Source organism: Pseudomonas sp. 58 R 12 (assembly GCF_900005865.1).
GTDB lineage: Bacteria > Pseudomonadota > Gammaproteobacteria > Pseudomonadales > Pseudomonadaceae > Aquipseudomonas > Aquipseudomonas tritici.
Genome location: NZ_CVTP01000026.1, coordinates 24,214 through 40,526, shown reverse-complemented (window position 1 = coordinate 40,526; position 16,313 = coordinate 24,214). Strand labels below are relative to the sequence as shown.

Here is a 16,313-nt window from a genome sequence, read left to right as displayed (position 1 = left end):
CACTGACCTATGCCATTTGCCCGGCGCACAACTTCAAGATTTGCTGCTGCAATGCATGCCCTGCTGCTCCCAGGCCTGTACGGGCGTAAAGCGCCAAACGTACGCCTTGTACCGCGGGCAAACCGCTGTCAGCACCTAACACCCTATGGCCGGGCTGCACCACGCGCAGGGGCAACAGGCTGATTCCCAACCCCGCCGCTACCGCTGAACACACACTGGCCAGGCTGGCGCTGGAATACCCGATGCGCCAACGCCAGCCGCCCACTTCAAGGTGTTGCAGCATTTCATTGCGGTACAGGCCGCCCACTGGGAATGCCACCAACGGCAAGGGATCGCGGCCCAGAGACGGCGTGCTGAGGCTATCCACCCAGCACAAAGGCTCTGGCCATGAGGCCAGGCAGTCGTCGCTGTCGCCCATCTGCTTGACCAGCAACACATCGAATTCACCGCTGCGGTACTGGCGCTGCAACTCGGGGCCGAGGCCGCTGGTGACTTCCAGGCGCACCCGCGGATAGGCCAGCACAAAGGCCGAGAGCAATGGCATCAGGCGTTCGGCGGCAAAGTCTTCCGGTACACCGAGGCGTAGCACACCGTCGCTCTGCTGGCTGATCAACACGTCGGCGGCTTCTTCATGCAACGCGAGGATGCGCCGCGCATAGGCCAGCAGGCGCTCGCCCTCGGCCGTCGCCACCACACGGCGTTGGTCGCGATCCAGCAGCTGGCACGCCACCGCGTCTTCCAGGCGGCGGATCTGCTGGCTGACGGTGGACTGAGTCAAGTGCAGGCGCTCGGCCGCCCGGGTGAAATTGCCGCAATCCACTACGGCGACAAAGCTGCGCAATAACACGGGGTCGAACATGGCAGTCACCATTCCATTTGCCACTGGTTGGCATGGTTATATTTAATTTCAGAATACCCGTGGCGCTGCCCATACTCACCCCTCATTTTTAACCCTTCGGAAGCCTGCTGCATGACGTTCAACCCTTCATCTGCCGGCAAATTCGCCGGCTGGGGACTGTTGGTAGTCCTGGGTCTCAATCTGCGGCCCATCCTCAGCTCCATCAGCCCGCTGCTCGGTGAGATTCGCCTGGCCACCGGCTTGAGTTTCCAGAGCAGTGCCCTGCTCACCAGCCTGCCCGTGGTGTGCATGGGCCTGGTGGCGCTGGTGGGTGTACGCGTTGAAGCGCAGCTCGGTGAACGGCGTGGCATCGCCCTCGGCCTGGTGATGATCCTGCTGGCGTGCCTGGCCCGCTGGCTGATGGGCCAAGGTTCTACGCTGCTGGTGACCGCGTTGCTGGGCGGTGCCGGTGTCGCGCTGATCCAGGCGTTGGTGCCGGCGATGATCAAGCGCGAGTTTCATCACCGTGTGCCAGTGGCGATGGGCGTGTATTCCGCATCGTTGATGGCCGGCGGTGGGCTGGCGGCGCTGCTCAGCCCGGTGGCCGCCACGCATTTCCAGCAATGGCAGGTGGGGCTCGGTATATGGCTGTTGCCCGCATTCGCGGCCTTGTTGCTGTGGATCCGGCTGCCACTGGGAGCGGCAAAAAGCGCGAAAGTCATCCCCGCCTTCAAGGGCCTGCGCAATCGCCGCGCCTGGCTGCTGGCGCTGTATTTCGGCTTGGTGAACTGCGGCTACATGAGCCTGGTCGCGTGGCTGCCGGCCTATTATCAGCAACTGGGCTGGGGCGTGCTGCCGAGTGGTTCGCTGCTGGCGTTCATGACCATCTTCCAGGTAATCGCCGCGCTGTTGATGCCGCTGCTGGCACAACGCGGGATCGATCGTCGGCCGCTGCTGTGGATCAGCCTGCTGGCCCAGACCATTGGTTATCTCGGCCTGTTGATGGCGCCGTTGCAGTTCCCCCATCTGTGGGTGGCGCTGTGTGGTTTCGGCCTGGGCGCGTGTTTCGCCCTAAGTCTGCTACTGACGCTCGACCATCACCGCGACCCGCGCCAAGCCGGGCAACTGGCGGCGTTCGTGCAAGGCGTGGGCTTTTTGATCAATGCGATTTCGCCATGGTTGACCGGCTGGTTGCGCGAACTCACCGGCAGCTTTGCCAGCGCCTGGGTCGTGCTGACAGTGACGGCAGTGGCGATGCTGGTGGTGACCCGCGTGTTCAGCCCCGCCACCTATCGAACGGCACCCGCTCTATAGATATGCCTTTAAGATCCAGACAAAACAAAAACGCTTCATTGACGGAATAAGGCGTCCCCTTAAAATTCCGGTTCTCCTACAGGATGCCGGACCCACCATGGACCTTCGCCAACTGCCCGCGGGCGCCGAAGAAGCGTTCGTCGACGCTTTCGCCAGTGGCCAATTGCAGAGGCTGCACTGGCGCAACCTGCCCCGTGCCCTGGACAGCCTGAACAACCGTAGCGGGTGATCAGCCGCGCTGGGGTGCGCTTGTCGCCTGCGGCGAAGGCGCTGATCGAAACCCTGCAGGCGGTGGAAATCCAAGTCGATTGGCCCGTGCAAACGTCCCGAAGTCATTGAAGCGCACGCCCATCTCAGCCATCACCTTGTGCGCTACCTTGGCCGTCATCTGGCGGATATAAAACGGCTCTTTCACCACAAAATGATGGATGCCATGGGTGCTGCCGAAGTTGAAGCAGAACGCCTGCAACGGCCACATCCACCAAGGGTTGAGGACTTGGGTCTGCTGGATCACATTGCCCAGTTCCACATCACCGTAATAGTGCATGTTGGAGCTGACAAAGTGCAGGCAGAAGGTGCGCAACACGTTGGGACCGATGATCACCACGGCGGCGATATCGATCACCTGCATCATATGCAAGGTGCCGGCGGACCATTCGATCGACGCGCCCATCAGACTGGCGATGCCGTTGGCGGCATGGAAGCCGAGGAATATGTACCACGCGCCCCAATGCAACAGCGCCAGCGGTGCATAGACCAGCAGCGAGCGTTTGAGGATCTTGAATTTGTGGCTCCAGGTCTTGGCCCGCAGCATGCGGATAAACGCCGACATGACGTTATCGCCAACCATCAGCAACCGCGCAAAACCCCAAGGCTCGCCGTTGGTGATGGCGCGTTCTTCCATATCGGTCTCAGTGCCGGAGACCTTGTGATGGTTGAGGTGCAAGTGGCGGCGTATCCACGGGTTGATCGTGCTCGGGCGCGCCAGCCACACCAGGCCCATCATCAGGTTGTGGGGCAGGCGCTGCTTGCGAAAATACATGCTGTGGATCAGGTCGTGTTCCAGCTCATGGGTCAATGAAGCGAGGAAGGCGTTGAGCAGCAGGCACACCCACCAGGCCATATACCCGGTGATGTAGAGCGCTGCCGAACCAATCATGCCGACCAGCGCAAACGCCAGAATGCCCGCGCCCAATGCGTCTTGATGCAGCAACCAGGGGTGCTGCCGGCGCAAGCGCACGCCTTCGGCCAGCACCACGTCACGGATATGCGCCGAGCGCTGTTGTGCGTTCATCTGCTGGGGGCTTGCAGAAGTACCGTCCATGATCACATCCTCTGGTTATCGATGCGTTCATCCTGCCCCACGCGATCTGGCAGGACGCTAGCCCCGGACGCCAACCTGTTGACCGCAAGCGCCAATCGTCATGACTGAACCCACCTCCCTCGCCAGCTGGACCCGCGCCCTGCGCAAGCAGCTCGACGCCCTGGGCCTGGACAGCGCCGCGCTGTGCACGCAGGCCGGGCTCGACCCGCAGCAGATGGACGACCCGAATGCGCGCTACCCGCTGTCGGCCACGACGCGATTATGGGAATTGGCGGTGCAAGCCAGCGGTGATCCGGCGATTGGCTTGCGGGTGTCGCGGTTTGTCAGCCCCACCACCTTTCATGCGCTGGGGTATGCGCTGGTGGCCAGCGGCAGCCTGCGGGAGGTGTTCGAGCGCATCGTGCGTTATCACCAGGTGGTCAGTGACGCGCTGACGCTGGAGCTTAGCCGGGATGGCGAACGCTACCGCTTTCGCCTGCTGCAACCACCGGGCAGCCCGGCACCGGCATTCGAAGCCATTGATGCGTTTGCGGCGATCTATGTGCGCACCTGCCGCAATCGCCTGGGCCGTGAGTACGCACCGCTGGCGGTGCACCTGCGACGGCCAGAGCCTGCCGATCCCAATCCGTGGCACACCGTGTTTCGTGCGCCCGTGTTCTTCGGTGCCGAAGAAGACTGCCTGGAGTTTGCCGCCCACGATTTCGACAGCCACTTGGACGACGCCAACCCCGAACTGGCCGAGCACAACGAAACCGTGCTCAAGCGCACCCTCGCCCAACTGCAGCCACTGACCTGGGAGCGTAAGGTGCGTGCGGCTATTGAAGCGCAATTGCCGGACGGCGAGCCAAGTGCTGAGCGCATTGCCCAGGCCCTGCACCTGAGCTTGCGCAGTTTGCAGCGGCACCTGGCGGATGAAGGGTGTCGGTTTGATGCGTTGCTCAATGAATGCCGGGAGAATTTGGCGTTGCTGCATCTACGGGATCCGCAGTGCTCATTGGCGGAGATCAGCCATTTGTTGGGGTTTGCGGATACCAGCAGCTTTAACCGAGCGTTCAAGCGCTGGACGGGGATGACGCCGGGGCAGTTTCGGGATGGGTTGCGGTAGGGAAATGTAGGGTGGTCATGAGGGCCCCATCGCGGGCAAGCCCGGCTCCCACAGGGGGAATGCATTCCAAATGTGGGAGCTGGCTTGCCTGCGATGGCGGTGGCCCAGGCACTGAAGATGCCGGATCAGTCAGCGCCCACGATCCCGCCGCAACAGCTTCTTCACCCGCGCCACCAACGCCTTGGCCTCAAACGGCTTGAGCAAGTAATCATCCTCATGCAGTTCCAACCCACGCAGGCGGTCTTCGATCCCTTCCGGGGTCGTCAAGAACAACACCGGCGTCTCACCCTTCTTGCGTATCGCCTGCTGCAACTTCCAGGCATTCAAACCCGGCAACATCACATCCAGGATCACCAAGTCATATTCAGTGCTTTCCACAAACCGCTGAGCCGCCATGCCATTGGCTGCGACTTCCACTGCGAAGCCGGCCTCACTCAAGCCCTGGGCCATGAGTTGCGCTAATTTCGGCTGGTCTTCCACTAACAACACCTGCATGCCTACCTCTTGGTTCATTACAAACCTGTAATCGAATTGTTCGGCTTTTGACCGAGATCGCTGGCTAAGGTAGCGGCCTGCTTTCTGGAGCCGTTCCCATGTACCGCAATGCCTTGTTCTTGAGCTTCGCCATCAGCACCAGCGTCCTGGCAGCACCACCGCTGCCGCGCCACGCCGACCTGGATTTGCACACCGCACGCCAACTGGCAGACGCCAGCCTGGCGCAGTGCACGGCGGCACTTACCGTACTCGACCGGGGCGGTAATCCTTTGCTGAGCCTGCGGGCCGACGGCGTAGGGCCGCACAACAGCATCGCCAGCCAACGCAAAGCGTACACGGCGTTGTCGACTAAAACCCCCACCCGGCTGTTTGCCGAGCGTGCGCGCAACAACCCCGAGGCCGCCAACCTTAACAGCTTGCCCGAATTGCTGTTGCTCGGGGGCGGCATCCCGCTGTTTGCCGACGCTGAACTGGTGGGCGCGCTGGGCATTGCCGGTGCAGGCGGTGCCGAGCAGGACGAAGCGTGCGCGGTAAAGGCAGCCAATCAACTTGGCCTGACAATCACCCCTTGAGGAAACCTCGATGAAAACCCTGACCAAGACCCTCGCCGCCCTCAGCCTTAGCGGCCTGAGCGGCCTGGCCCTGGCGGCCGGCAACCCCCTGAGCGTACATGTGCTGAACCTGGAAAACGGCCTGCCGTCTGCCGGTGTCAGCGTCACCCTGGAGCAGCACGTAGGCGATCACTGGCAATCGCTGTCCGAAGGAGTCACCAACCAACAGGGACGCATCGCCGAACTGTTCCCGGCCAACCAAGCCATGAAGCCGGGCGAGTATCGCGTGGTATTCAAGACCGGCGACTACTACCAGAAAGCCCATCGCGAGACGTTCTTCCCGGAGGTCCCGGTGATATTCGAGGTCAAGCAGGCCGACCAGCACTACCACATCCCGCTGCTGCTGAGCCCTTACGGCTTTTCGACGTATCGCGGTTCCTAGCCGGCCCCCGCGGCCTGCCGCAAGCGCGGCAGGTCGAGCACTTCAATCGCGCCGTAACTCAGCTTGATGATCGCCTGCTGCTCTAACGCCTTGAGCAAACTGTTGGTGGTCTGGCGCGACAGGCTCAGCATCGCGGCCAAATCTTCCTGGGGCAGGTGCAAGACGCGACGGGAGTGCTCTATCTCGCCGTACCCGCCGGCAATCATCAGCAGCCGGTGGGCGATACGCGTCGACGCCGGCATCAGGCTCATCTGTTCGATATTGATCAGCGACAGGCGCAACTTCTGGCTCATCAACAACGCCATGTCGCGCCAATACACAGGGTTGTGGTCAAGAATCTCGAGCATCGCCGATTGCGGCACCTGCAACAGCATGCACGGCCCAACCGACAAGGCGTCGTGGGTACGCGGCAAACCGTCGAACAGGCAGATCTCGCCGAACCAGAACGGTGTTTCAACCAGGCTCAACACCGCTTCCTTGCCCTGCGCATTGACCGCGCTGACACGCACGGCCCCCTCCAATACCGCATACACCCCACAGGGCGGATCACCGCGCCTGAACAGGTATTGCCCCGCCGTCAGCTGCCGCAGCCGAGCCGCCGCCAGCAAACTATCCTGTAGCGGTACAGGCAGGTGGCTGAACCACTGACCGGTGGCCAATCGGGCATGCCATGTTGCCGCAATCATGAGAACTCCAGAGATTGTCGCCCAGTTGACAGTCAGTCGCCGGCTGACGGGGGATGATCAAACATCCTACAGGAGGAATAACAATGAAAAGCCTCGTCGACCACCTCAGTCAATACGCTGCCTACCACCGCGACCCGCGCAACATCGCCAGCCACTTTGTCGGCATTCCACTGATTGTCGTCGCGGTAGCCGTGCTGCTGTCACGCCCGGAATGGGTGATAGGCGGGGGGTGGATTTCACCGGCGGTGATCGTCGCACTGCTGTCGGCGTGGTTTTACCTGCGCCTGGAACTGGCGCTGGGTGTGTTGATGACGCTGCTGATGGGCTTGTCGGTGTGGGCCGGGCATGTGCTGGCGGCACAGAGCACGATGGTATGGCTCAGCGGCGGCATTGGGATGTTTGTGGTGGGCTGGGTGATTCAGTTCATCGGGCATTACTACGAAGGCAAGAAGCCGGCGTTCGTGGATGATGTGTCGGGGCTGATCGTGGGGCCGTTGTTTGTGGTGGCGGAGTTGGCGTTTTTGCTGGGGTTGCGGCATGACCTCAAGCAACAGATAGAGCAGCGCTCGGGGCCGGTGGCCGTCAGAGAAAAACGCGCCACGGTCTGAAGCCGAGAGAGGTCTAAATGTGGGAGCGGGCTTGCTCGCGAATCCGGTCTGTCATCTGATGAATGCATTGACTGACACTCCGCATTCGCGAGCAAGCCCGCTCCCACATTGGGTTTTGCACCGGCTTTAGGCTTTTTGCCAGACCTTGGGTTTGAAGAACAGCGTCTCACCCCGCGCCAGCCCGGTCAGGCTGTCGTGGTCTTTCACCACTTCGGCCTCGATCAGTTCGCTCTGGCCTTCGACCTTCAGGGTGACCCGCGTGGTGGCGCCCAATGGACGAATGTCGCGCACTTCAGCCGCATGATGATCTTCCAACTCATGCCGCGACAGCGACACTTCGTGAGGCCGGAACAGCACGTGCTGGTCTTCACCCAGGTGCAGACGGTTCGAATCCCCGAGAAAGTGATAAACGAAGTCGCTGGCCGGGTTTTCGTAGACTTCACCCGGTGAACCGATCTGCTCGATCACGCCCTTGTTCATCACCACGATGCGGTCGGCGACTTCCATGGCCTCTTCCTGGTCGTGGGTCACAAACACCGAGGTCAAGTTGATGTCTTCGTGCAGGCGCGCCAGCCAGCGGCGCAGCTCTTTACGCACTTTGGCGTCGAGGGCGCCGAAGGGTTCGTCGAGCAACAGCACTTTGGGTTCTACCGCCAGGGCGCGGGCCAGGGCGATACGCTGGCGTTGGCCGCCGGAGAGCTGTTCCGGGTAGCGATCCGATAGCCAATCCAGCTGCACCATGTTCAGCAGTTCATGCACCTTGACCGCGATCTGGCTTTCATTCGGGCGCTGGTTCTTTGGCTTCATGCGCAGGCCGAACGCCACGTTGTCGAACACCGTCATGTGGCGGAACAGCGCATAGTGCTGGAACACAAAGCCGACGTTGCGATCGCGTACGTCGTGACCGGACACGTCTTCACCGTGGAACACGATGCTGCCGTCATCCGGGGTTTCGAGCCCTGCGATGATGCGCAGCAAGGTGGTCTTGCCGCAGCCGGACGGGCCAAGCAACGCCACCAGCTCGCCACTCTGGATGTCCAGATTGATGCTGTTCAGGGCCTTGAAGGCGTTGAAATTCTTGCTGACATTACGGACTTCGATCGACATGACTTATTCCTCACCGGCGCTGTTGCGCAGGCGGTTGATACGGTTCTCGCTCCACTGCTTGAGCAGCAGGATGAAGAGCGCCAGGATCAGCAACAGGCTGGCCACCGCAAACGCGGCGACATGGTTGTATTCGTTGTAGAGGATCTCGACATGCAGCGGCAGGGTGTTGGTCACGCCGCGAATGTGGCCGGACACCACCGACACCGCGCCGAACTCACCCATGGCCCGTGCGGTACACAGCACCACGCCGTAGATCAGGCCCCATTTGATATTCGGCACGGTCACGTGCCAGAACATCTGCCAGCCATTGGCGCCCAGCAGGCGCGCGGCCTCTTCTTCCTGGGTGCCCTGTTCCTGCATCAGCGGGATCAGTTCTCGGGCCACGAAGGGCACGGTGACGAAGATGGTCGCCAGCACGATGCCGGGCAAGGCGAACACGATCTGGATGTCATGCTCTTGCAGCCACGGACCAAAGAAGCCCTGCGCGCCGAACATCAGCACATAGACCAGACCCGCGATCACCGGCGACACCGAGAACGGCAGGTCGATCAGCGTGACCAGGATGCTCTTGCCACGGAACGAGTATTTGCTCACGCACCACGCGGCGCTGACGCCGAACACCAGGTTGAGCGGCACCGAAATCGCCACGGCGATCACCGTGAGCTTCAGTGCCGACAGTGCGTCGGGCTCAAGGATCGCGGTGAAAAACGCACCGAGGCCGTTCTTCAAGCCCTGGGTTACCACGATCAACAGCGGCAACAACAGGAACAACACGAACACCAGCCAGCCAAGGCCGATCAGGATACGTCGCGACGTTGCACTGCCACGGCGGGCCGCATTGGCCGAGGACGCGGCGGAAATAGACGATTGGGACATGTTCCGCGCCTCCTTATGGACGTTCGATGCGCCGCTGCAACAAGTTGATCAGCAGCAGCAGTACAAAAGAAACCACCAGCATCAGCACGCCGATGGACGTGGCGCCGCGGTAGTCGTATTGGTCGAGCTTGACCATGATCAGCAGCGGCAGGATCTCGGTTTTCATCGGCATGTTGCCGGCGATGAAAATCACCGAACCGTACTCACCGACGCCACGCGCGAACGCCAGGGCGAAACCGGTCAACCAGGCCGGCAGCAACGCCGGCACCAGGATGTGGCGGAACACCTGCAACGGCTTGGCGCCCAGGCAGGCGGCGGCCTCTTCGACTTCCCGGGGGATATCGGCCAGTACTGGCTGCACCGTGCGCACCACGAACGGCAACGTGACGAAGGTCAGCGCCAGGGTGATGCCCAAGGGGGTGTAGGCGATCTTGAAGCCCAAGTCAGCCGCGAACTGCCCAACGAAGCCGTTCGGCGTGTACAACGCGGTCAGCGCGATACCGGCTACAGCGGTGGGCAAGGCGAACGGCAGGTCGATCATCGCATCGATGATCTTGCGGCCCGGGAAGGTGTAGCGCACCAGCACCCAGGCCAACAGCGTACCGATCACGCCATTGATCAGCGCGGCGTAGAGCGCGGTGCTGAAGCTCAGCTGCAACGCCGCCAGCACGCGCGGTGCGGAGATGATGGCCCAGAACTGATCCCAGGTGAGTTGTGCGGCGTGTACAAACATCGCCGCGAGGGGGATGAGTACGATCAGGCTGAGGTACACCACGGTGTAGCCCAGCGTCAGCCCGAAGCCGGGTATGACGGGGGAGATACGACGCGACATAAGAGTCCTTGGTTAAGGGGTAAATGCCACTGTAGGAGCGCGCTTTCTGTGGGAGCTGGCTTGCCTGGGATAGCCCCACCGCGATGTGACTGACACACCGCGGTGAGGCTATCGCGGGCAAGCCCGGCTCCCACACAAGCCAGCTCCCACAGAAAAGCGAGGCTCCTACAGGTATTTTGGTTTACTGCGCCGTGTAGATCTGGTCGAACACGCCACCGTCGTTGAAGAATTTCGGTTGGGCAGTTTTCCAGCCGCCGAAGTCTTTGTCGATAGTCACCAGGTCCAGTTTCGGGAACTGCTGGGCGTATTTGGCGGCCACTTTTGCATCGCGTGGGCGGTAGAAGTTCTTGGCCGCAATCTCCTGGCCAGCCGGGCTGTACAGGTGTTTCAGGTATTCAGTGGCGATTTCGGTGTTGCCTTTTTTCTCGGCGTTCTTGTCGACCACGGCCACTGGCGGCTCCGCGAGAATCGACAGCGAAGGCACGACGATATCGAACTTGTCAGCGCCGCCGTCTTCTTTCAGGGCCAGGAACGCCTCGTTTTCCCAGGCCAGCAACACGTCACCCTGACCGTTGTTGACGAAGGTGATGGTCGAACCACGCGCGCCGGTGTCCAGCACAGGCACGTGTTTGAACAGCTCTTTCACGTACTCCTGGGCCTTGGCTTCGCTGCCGCCGGTTTTGAGGCCGTAGGCCCAGGCAGCGAGGAAGTTCCAGCGTGCGCCGCCGGAGGTTTTCGGGTTTGGGGTGATCACGGACACATCTTTCTTGATCAGGTCGCCCCAATCCTTGATGCCTTTAGGGTTGCCCTTGCGCACCAGGAACACGATGGTCGAGGTGTACGGGGTGCTGGCGTCCGGCAGGCGGGTCTGCCAGTTTTCCGGGAGGGTCTTGCCCAGTTTTGCGATTTCGTCGATGTCACCGGCCAGGGCCAGGGTCACTACGTCGGCGCGCAGGCCGTCGATCACGGCGCGGCCTTGTTTGCCCGAACCACCGTGGGATTGCTGGATCTTGACGTTGTCGCCGGGGTGGGACTGTTTCCAGAAACTGGTGAACTCAGCGTTGTAGTCCTGGTACAGCTCACGGGTAGGGTCGTACGAGACGTTGAGCAACTCGTAGTCCTTGGCAACCGCGGAACCTGCAAACACGGCGCTGGCCAGGGCGGCCAGGGCGTAACGGCGAATCGACGACATAGAAGCTCCTGAAATTCTGGGGTGTTGGCTTTTTCTTATAATTGCGGGTCTATCGCCGTTCTTGCTTAGCTCGGTTTGTTACCCGGGTTCTGCAGACGGAATTTTTCTTTGCGTTCGATCTGTACCACTTGCGCGTTGTGCACCGTGATTTCCACCGCGCCAAACCGCAGATCGCGCAGGGCGCTCTGGATCTCACGCAAAATGGCTGCTTCGTCCTGGCCGTCGACGCTACGTAGAGATGCGCTCATGGTCTCGCTCCTGAAATGAATAGTGCCTCGCAGTGGCGGCACTGCTTGCGGCGTGAGGGCGATAGTAGATAAGCGCGGATATTCTTAAAAATACTATTTAAGAATGTTTATATAACCAGAAAGAATTTTCTGGTGGGGCGTGAGGTTGCGCGCGGTTTATGTGCCCGAGCGCCAAAATAAAGCCTTGAGCAGATTCAAATGTGGGAGCTGGCTCCCACATTTTTAAAGCATTTCAATTTCGGATGGCGGGTGCTCTCGACCAATCAATCTCCTGCGCCGGCATCGGCCGCCCAAACCAATACCCCTGCCCCAGATCGCATTCCTGTTCCAACAAAAACCGCGCCTGCTCCACCTGCTCGATCCCTTCGGCCTGCACCTGCATGCCCATGCTTTTCGCCAGCGCAATCACCACCCGCACAATCGCTGCATCGTCCTCATCCCACGGCAACCCAGCAACAAACCCTTGGTCGATCTTGAGTTTCTGCACAGGCAGGCGCTTGAGCCGTAGAAGCGACGAGTAACCGGTCCCAAAATCATCGATGGCCAGGCGCAAGCCCAGTTCGCGCAGGCGGTGCAGTTGCTCCAGGGCGACTTCGGGGTCGTCCATCACCGCGCTCTCGGTCACTTCAAGTTCAAGGAAGCCGGGGTCGAGGCCCGTGTCGTGCAGCACTTGGGCGACCTGCTCGTACAATTCGCGCCGCGCAAACAAACGGCTGGACACGTTGACGGCGATAAAGCTCAACGGCACCCCATCGGCCAGCCATTGGCACATCTGCCGGCAAGCCTGATCCATGACCCAAGCGTCGATATCGGCAATCAACCCCGTGCGCTCGGCAATCGGGATAAATTCTCCCGGCGGCACCAGGCCACGCTCCGGGTGCTGCCAGCGCACCAGCGCTTCGACGCCAATCAGGCGACTGCCGTGCAGCTCATGCACCGGTTGGTAATAAACGCGCAGCTCTTGCAGCTCAAGGGCACGGCGCAGCTCGTTGGCAATTTCCACGCGGTTCTGCGCATGGGCGGTGAGTTCTTCGGTGTACAACGCGTAGCCTTCACGGCCGGCGCTCTTGGCCTTGAACAGTGCGGAGTCCGCATTGCGCAGCAACTGTTCAGCACTCAGGGCGTCGCTGGGAAAGAGGCTGATACCGATACTGGCGCTGATAAACAGCTGGTGGCTGTCGAAGCTGAACGGCTGCTTCATCGCATCGAGGATGCGTTGCGCCAAGGCGGCAGCCTGAACCACCTGTGGACAACTTTCCGCGAGCACGGCGAACTCATCTCCACCCAGGCGCGCCAGGGTCACGCCGGGGCCGAACAACCCCTGCAGCCGTTCGCCCACCAGCTTGAGCAACTGGTCTCCCACATTATGGCCCAGGCTGTCGTTGATGATTTTGAAGTGATCCAGGTCCAGCAACAGCAGGGCGCAACCGCGCTTGTGGACTTGCGCCGAGGCCAGCGCCTGCTCGGCGCGGTCGGTGAACAGCAAGCGGTTGGGCAGGTCGGTCAGGGGGTCGTGGTGCGCGAGGTGGGCCAGTTCGTGCTCGGAGTCCTTGATGGCACTGATATCGGAGAACACCGCGACGTAATGGCTGACGTGGCCCTGGTCATCGTGAATCACACGAATGGTTTGCCACTGTGGATAAATTTCACCGCTCTTGCGCCGGTTCCAGATTTCTCCGCTCCATTCGCCGGTGCTCTGCAGGCTCTGGAACATCTGCCGGTAGAAATTCGACGAGTGGCGACCGGACTTGAACAGGCTGGGAAGCTGGCCCATGACGTCTTCGCCTTGATAACCGGTAATCGCCATAAAGGCGCGATTGACGTGGACGATCAGCCCATGGGCGTCGGTGACCAGCACGCCTTCACGGGTGCAATCGAACACGGCGGCCGCCTGGCGCAGGCGCTCGCGGTTTTCCTTCAGGGGTTGTTGCAACTGGTGGGCACGGGCAAACCGGGCGTACATCAGGTAAATCGCCAAGGCGCTGAGGGCCACCCACACATAGCCACGCACTTGCAACCAGTCGTTCAGCTCGCTGGGGTCATCGAGAAACTCGATCAATACCTGCCGAGTGAGGCCTATCCACAGAATGGAAACCAGCAGGTATAACAGCCCTGCACGCAGGGCACCTCGGCATGAAAACAGCATATGCTCAGTAATCCTTACCCAAAAAACAGAATCGTCCTACAAAGGCTGGGGATTATAGAATAAGAAACATCCAGTCACTCCTATCTGAAAGAGCGGCTGGTTTTCTGTGTAGGCTTAGTGATAATGCGTGAGCTGTTCTTTTCTTTATCTGAGGGCCATACAGCCTATGTGGTACAACGGTTTTCTTGACTTGTCAGCCTGGCAACTGGTTGCAGTCACCCTGTTGATGACCCACGTGACCATCGTTGGGGTCACGGTCTATCTGCATCGCTATTCAGCCCATCGCTCCCTGGAGCTCAATGCCGGCCTGAAACACTTCTTCCGCTTCTGGCTGTGGCTTACCACGGCGCAGAACACCCGCGAGTGGACTGCCATCCACCGCAAGCACCACGCCAAGTGCGAAACCGTCGATGACCCGCACAGCCCGGTCATCAAGGGTTTGTCCACCGTTATGCGCAAAGGCGCCGAGCTGTACCGCGCCGAGGCCGAAAACCCTGAGACCCTGCGCATCTACGGCAAGAACTGCCCGGACGACTGGATCGAACGCAAGGTCTACACCCCCTACCCGTTGTTGGGCGTGGCGATCATGGGCGTGATCGACCTCCTGTTGTTTGGCACGATCGGTATCACCATCTGGGCGATCCAGATGATGTGGATCCCGTTCTGGGCCGCCGGCGTGATCAACGGCCTGGGCCATGCCGTGGGCTATCGCAATTTCGAATGCCGTGACGCGGCGACCAACCTGGTGCCATGGGGCATCATCGTCGGTGGTGAAGAGCTGCATAACAACCACCACACCTACCCCAATTCCGCCAAGTTGTCGGTGAAGAAGTGGGAATTCGACATGGGCTGGGCCTGGATCAAAGTGTTCAGTTTCCTGCGCCTGGCGAAGGTGCAACGCGTTGCGCCCATCGCCCACCGCGTCGAAGGCAAGGGCCACCTGGACATGGACACCGCCATGGCGATCCTCAACAACCGTTTCCAGATCATGGCCCAGTACCGCAAGTTGGTGATCGCCCCGCTCGTCAAGCAGGAGCTGGAAAAAGTCGATCACTCGGTTCGTCACCAATTCCACCGCGCCAAGCGCCTGCTGTCGCGAGAAACCAGCTTGCTGGATGACCGTCACCACCTGCGTATCCAGAGCATGCTGGAACACAGCCAGGCACTTAAAGTGATCTACGAAAAGCGCCTGGCACTGCAGCAGATCTGGCTGAAGACCAGTTCAAATGGCCACGATATGCTGGCAGCCATCAAGGAATGGGTGCATGAAGCCGAGGCCAGCGGCATCCAGTCCCTGCGGGATTTCGCCCACCAATTGAAGACCTATTCGCTGCGTCCTGCGGCGGCCTGACCGTACGGTGGGAGGGCTTGCCCTCCCACCCATCGGCTTTTTGGCGTCATTTCTCGGTCACCGGCAATCGGTCCTGTTGACGGAACTTCACTGCAATTCGCCTCTCTCAATGAACACTTCGCCATCATGGTGGCCCCTTGTAGTGACCGCTGTTTCAATGTGCGGCGCGCCCAGAGAGAGTTGTGCCGATGGTTCACGAAAAACCCTACTTGTCCGATCCGCCCACCGCTGAACATCCGCGTCCGGCTGCGGCGGCGACCCTGTTGGCGCTGGTGCACGCCCAGGGTGAAGTCGAGCGGCTGAGTGAGCGCGAGCAGTTGCTCAGCTCAATGCTGGTGAGCGTGAACGCCGTGCTGTGGGCCATCGACTGGGAAACGCGCCGCGTACTGTATGTGAGCCCGGCCTATGAGCGGGTGTTCGGGCGCTCCGCAGGCCTGCTGCTGGCCGACCATCGGGAGTGGCGCAACAGCATTCACCCCGAAGACCTCGACTACGCCGAACACAGCCTGGCCCGCGTGCTGGAAAAAGGCGCCGTGGAAGAACGCGAGTACCGCATCATCACCGCCGACGGGCAAATCCGCTGGTTGAGCGACAAGTGTTACATCAACCAGCAGATCGAACCTGGTGAACCCTTGATCGTGGTAGGCATAGCCGAAGACATCACCGAAAAGAAACAGATGGCGCTGGAGCTGCACCGTCTCGCCACCACCGACGTGCTGACTCAAAGCAGCAACCGCCGGCACTTCTTCGAATGCGCCAATCAAGCCTTCGACAGTGCCTGTGCGCAAGGCGCGCCGCTGGCGTTCCTGCTGCTGGACATCGATGACTTCAAGGACGTTAACGACACCTACGGGCATCTGGAGGGCGATCAGGTACTGCGGCGCATCGCTGAGAGCGGCCGAGGGGTATTGCGCCGTGGCGATCTGTTCGGACGCATCGGTGGTGAAGAGTTCGCCGCCGTGCTGCCGGGCTGCGCGCCGGAGATGGCTCTGCAAGTGGCCGAACGCCTGGGCAAGGAGATTCAAGCGCTGAGTTTCAGCTATGAAGGCCAGGCGTTCAAGGTGACCATCAGCCAGGGCCTGGCCAGCCTCACCGAGGCAGACTCGACCCTGGACAGCCTGTTTGCCCGCGCCGATGCCGCCATGTACGAGGCCAAGCGCCTGGGCAAGAACCGCGTAATCGCGGGCTGAGCCCCCCC

General features: G+C 60.9%; 18 protein-coding genes. 8 read left to right on the top strand and 10 right to left on the bottom strand.

What is annotated here, in order from left to right:
- Positions 1-7 precede the first annotated feature (7 nt).
- Positions 8-859 (bottom strand): LysR family transcriptional regulator, encoded by an 852-nt coding sequence (locus tag BFP95_RS23035; RefSeq protein ID WP_065910762.1) that lies wholly within the window; start codon positions 857-859, stop codon positions 8-10.
- A gap of 111 nt (positions 860-970) precedes the next feature.
- Here BFP95_RS23035 and BFP95_RS23030 point away from each other — a divergent pair, with 111 nt between their 5' ends.
- Positions 971-2,152, top strand: a complete 1,182-nt coding sequence (locus BFP95_RS23030; RefSeq protein WP_065910761.1) for a CynX/NimT family MFS transporter — start codon at positions 971-973, stop codon at positions 2,150-2,152.
- A 97-nt stretch (positions 2,153-2,249) separates the two neighbouring features.
- A complete protein-coding gene (locus BFP95_RS30225) occupies positions 2,250-2,381 on the top strand; it encodes a hypothetical protein (protein WP_305884520.1) in 132 nt (43 codons plus the stop codon).
- Here BFP95_RS30225 and BFP95_RS23025 read toward each other — a convergent pair whose 3' ends face one another.
- Positions 2,382-3,476 carry a fatty acid desaturase gene (locus tag BFP95_RS23025; protein WP_065872801.1) on the bottom strand — a complete coding sequence of 365 codons (1,095 nt, stop codon included), beginning with the start codon at positions 3,474-3,476 and terminating at the stop codon, positions 2,382-2,384. It lies immediately after the preceding gene.
- 100 nt (positions 3,477-3,576) lie between these two features.
- Here BFP95_RS23025 and BFP95_RS23020 point away from each other — a divergent pair, with 100 nt between their 5' ends.
- Positions 3,577-4,581 (top strand): AraC family transcriptional regulator, encoded by a 1,005-nt coding sequence (locus BFP95_RS23020; protein ID WP_065910760.1) that lies wholly within the window; start codon positions 3,577-3,579, stop codon positions 4,579-4,581.
- Between the two features lie 129 nt (positions 4,582-4,710).
- On the opposite strand, the gene BFP95_RS23015 is transcribed toward BFP95_RS23020, so the two are convergent.
- On the bottom strand, positions 4,711-5,076 hold the full coding sequence (locus BFP95_RS23015; protein ID WP_049710631.1) for a response regulator: 366 nt from the start codon (positions 5,074-5,076) through the stop codon (positions 4,711-4,713).
- Between the two features lie 98 nt (positions 5,077-5,174).
- Between BFP95_RS23015 and BFP95_RS23010 the strand changes: the two genes are divergently transcribed.
- On the top strand, positions 5,175-5,648 hold the full coding sequence (locus tag BFP95_RS23010) for a GlcG/HbpS family heme-binding protein (RefSeq protein ID WP_065910759.1): 474 nt from the start codon (positions 5,175-5,177) through the stop codon (positions 5,646-5,648).
- A gap of 10 nt (positions 5,649-5,658) precedes the next feature.
- On the top strand, positions 5,659-6,069 hold the full coding sequence (gene uraH, locus BFP95_RS23005; RefSeq protein WP_065910758.1) for a hydroxyisourate hydrolase: 411 nt from the start codon (positions 5,659-5,661) through the stop codon (positions 6,067-6,069).
- Here uraH and BFP95_RS23000 read toward each other — a convergent pair.
- On the bottom strand, positions 6,066-6,755 hold the full coding sequence (locus BFP95_RS23000) for a Crp/Fnr family transcriptional regulator (protein ID WP_065910757.1): 690 nt from the start codon (positions 6,753-6,755) through the stop codon (positions 6,066-6,068). The genes uraH and BFP95_RS23000 overlap by 4 nt on opposite strands.
- Positions 6,756-6,838: 83 nt before the next feature.
- Between BFP95_RS23000 and BFP95_RS22995 the strand changes: the two genes are divergently transcribed.
- Positions 6,839-7,363, top strand: a complete 525-nt coding sequence (locus tag BFP95_RS22995) for an Mpo1 family 2-hydroxy fatty acid dioxygenase (protein ID WP_065872796.1) — start codon at positions 6,839-6,841, stop codon at positions 7,361-7,363.
- 126 nt (positions 7,364-7,489) lie between these two features.
- On the opposite strand, the gene BFP95_RS22990 is transcribed toward BFP95_RS22995, so the two are convergent.
- From BFP95_RS22990 to dibA, 6 genes are all read right to left on the bottom strand, one after another.
- On the bottom strand, positions 7,490-8,470 hold the full coding sequence (locus tag BFP95_RS22990) for a sulfate/molybdate ABC transporter ATP-binding protein (RefSeq protein ID WP_065872795.1): 981 nt from the start codon (positions 8,468-8,470) through the stop codon (positions 7,490-7,492).
- Positions 8,471-8,473: 3 nt separating this feature from the next.
- Positions 8,474-9,346 carry a sulfate ABC transporter permease subunit CysW gene (gene cysW, locus BFP95_RS22985; protein WP_049710637.1) on the bottom strand — a complete coding sequence of 291 codons (873 nt, stop codon included), beginning with the start codon at positions 9,344-9,346 and terminating at the stop codon, positions 8,474-8,476.
- A gap of 13 nt (positions 9,347-9,359) precedes the next feature.
- Positions 9,360-10,178 (bottom strand): sulfate ABC transporter permease subunit CysT, encoded by an 819-nt coding sequence (cysT, locus tag BFP95_RS22980; protein WP_065879716.1) that lies wholly within the window; start codon positions 10,176-10,178, stop codon positions 9,360-9,362.
- Positions 10,179-10,359: 181 nt separating this feature from the next.
- Entirely contained in the window at positions 10,360-11,370 is a 1,011-nt protein-coding gene (locus BFP95_RS22975) for a sulfate ABC transporter substrate-binding protein (RefSeq protein WP_012721624.1), read from the bottom strand.
- Positions 11,371-11,435: 65 nt separating this feature from the next.
- Entirely contained in the window at positions 11,436-11,618 is a 183-nt protein-coding gene (oscA, locus tag BFP95_RS22970; protein WP_003170956.1) for a sulfur starvation response protein OscA, read from the bottom strand.
- A 232-nt stretch (positions 11,619-11,850) separates the two neighbouring features.
- On the bottom strand, positions 11,851-13,764 hold the full coding sequence (gene dibA / locus BFP95_RS22965) for a phosphodiesterase DibA (protein WP_065910756.1): 1,914 nt from the start codon (positions 13,762-13,764) through the stop codon (positions 11,851-11,853).
- 166 nt (positions 13,765-13,930) lie between these two features.
- Here dibA and desA point away from each other — a divergent pair, with 166 nt between their 5' ends.
- Positions 13,931-15,115 carry a delta-9 fatty acid desaturase DesA gene (gene desA / locus BFP95_RS22960; protein WP_065910755.1) on the top strand — a complete coding sequence of 395 codons (1,185 nt, stop codon included), beginning with the start codon at positions 13,931-13,933 and terminating at the stop codon, positions 15,113-15,115.
- Between the two features lie 188 nt (positions 15,116-15,303).
- Positions 15,304-16,305, top strand: coding sequence for a sensor domain-containing diguanylate cyclase (locus BFP95_RS22955; protein ID WP_065910754.1), 1,002 nt, complete (start codon positions 15,304-15,306; stop codon positions 16,303-16,305).
- Positions 16,306-16,313 lie beyond the last annotated feature (8 nt).

Bases quoted from the DNA above. Each gene is read 5' to 3' on its own strand.
- BFP95_RS22975 (WP_012721624.1), bottom strand. From the start codon at position 11,370: ATGTCGTCGATTCGCCGTTACGCCCTGGCCGCCCTGGCCAGCGCCGTG.
- uraH (WP_065910758.1), top strand. From the start codon at position 5,659: ATGAAAACCCTGACCAAGACCCTCGCCGCCCTCAGCCTTAGCGGCCTG.
- cysW (WP_049710637.1), bottom strand. From the start codon at position 9,346: ATGTCCCAATCGTCTATTTCCGCCGCGTCCTCGGCCAATGCGGCCCGC.
- BFP95_RS22995 (WP_065872796.1), top strand. From the start codon at position 6,839: ATGAAAAGCCTCGTCGACCACCTCAGTCAATACGCTGCCTACCACCGC.
- BFP95_RS23010 (WP_065910759.1), top strand. From the start codon at position 5,175: ATGTACCGCAATGCCTTGTTCTTGAGCTTCGCCATCAGCACCAGCGTC.
- BFP95_RS30225 (WP_305884520.1), top strand. From the start codon at position 2,250: ATGGACCTTCGCCAACTGCCCGCGGGCGCCGAAGAAGCGTTCGTCGAC.
- BFP95_RS22990 (WP_065872795.1), bottom strand. From the start codon at position 8,470: ATGTCGATCGAAGTCCGTAATGTCAGCAAGAATTTCAACGCCTTCAAG.
- BFP95_RS23030 (WP_065910761.1), top strand. From the start codon at position 971: ATGACGTTCAACCCTTCATCTGCCGGCAAATTCGCCGGCTGGGGACTG.
- desA (WP_065910755.1), top strand. From the start codon at position 13,931: ATGTGGTACAACGGTTTTCTTGACTTGTCAGCCTGGCAACTGGTTGCA.
- BFP95_RS23000 (WP_065910757.1), bottom strand. From the start codon at position 6,755: ATGATTGCGGCAACATGGCATGCCCGATTGGCCACCGGTCAGTGGTTC.
- dibA (WP_065910756.1), bottom strand. From the start codon at position 13,764: ATGCTGTTTTCATGCCGAGGTGCCCTGCGTGCAGGGCTGTTATACCTG.
- BFP95_RS22955 (WP_065910754.1), top strand. From the start codon at position 15,304: ATGGTTCACGAAAAACCCTACTTGTCCGATCCGCCCACCGCTGAACAT.
- BFP95_RS23020 (WP_065910760.1), top strand. From the start codon at position 3,577: ATGACTGAACCCACCTCCCTCGCCAGCTGGACCCGCGCCCTGCGCAAG.
- BFP95_RS23025 (WP_065872801.1), bottom strand. From the start codon at position 3,476: ATGGACGGTACTTCTGCAAGCCCCCAGCAGATGAACGCACAACAGCGC.
- BFP95_RS23035 (WP_065910762.1), bottom strand. From the start codon at position 859: ATGTTCGACCCCGTGTTATTGCGCAGCTTTGTCGCCGTAGTGGATTGC.
- cysT (WP_065879716.1), bottom strand. From the start codon at position 10,178: ATGTCGCGTCGTATCTCCCCCGTCATACCCGGCTTCGGGCTGACGCTG.
- BFP95_RS23015 (WP_049710631.1), bottom strand. From the start codon at position 5,076: ATGCAGGTGTTGTTAGTGGAAGACCAGCCGAAATTAGCGCAACTCATG.
- oscA (WP_003170956.1), bottom strand. From the start codon at position 11,618: ATGAGCGCATCTCTACGTAGCGTCGACGGCCAGGACGAAGCAGCCATT.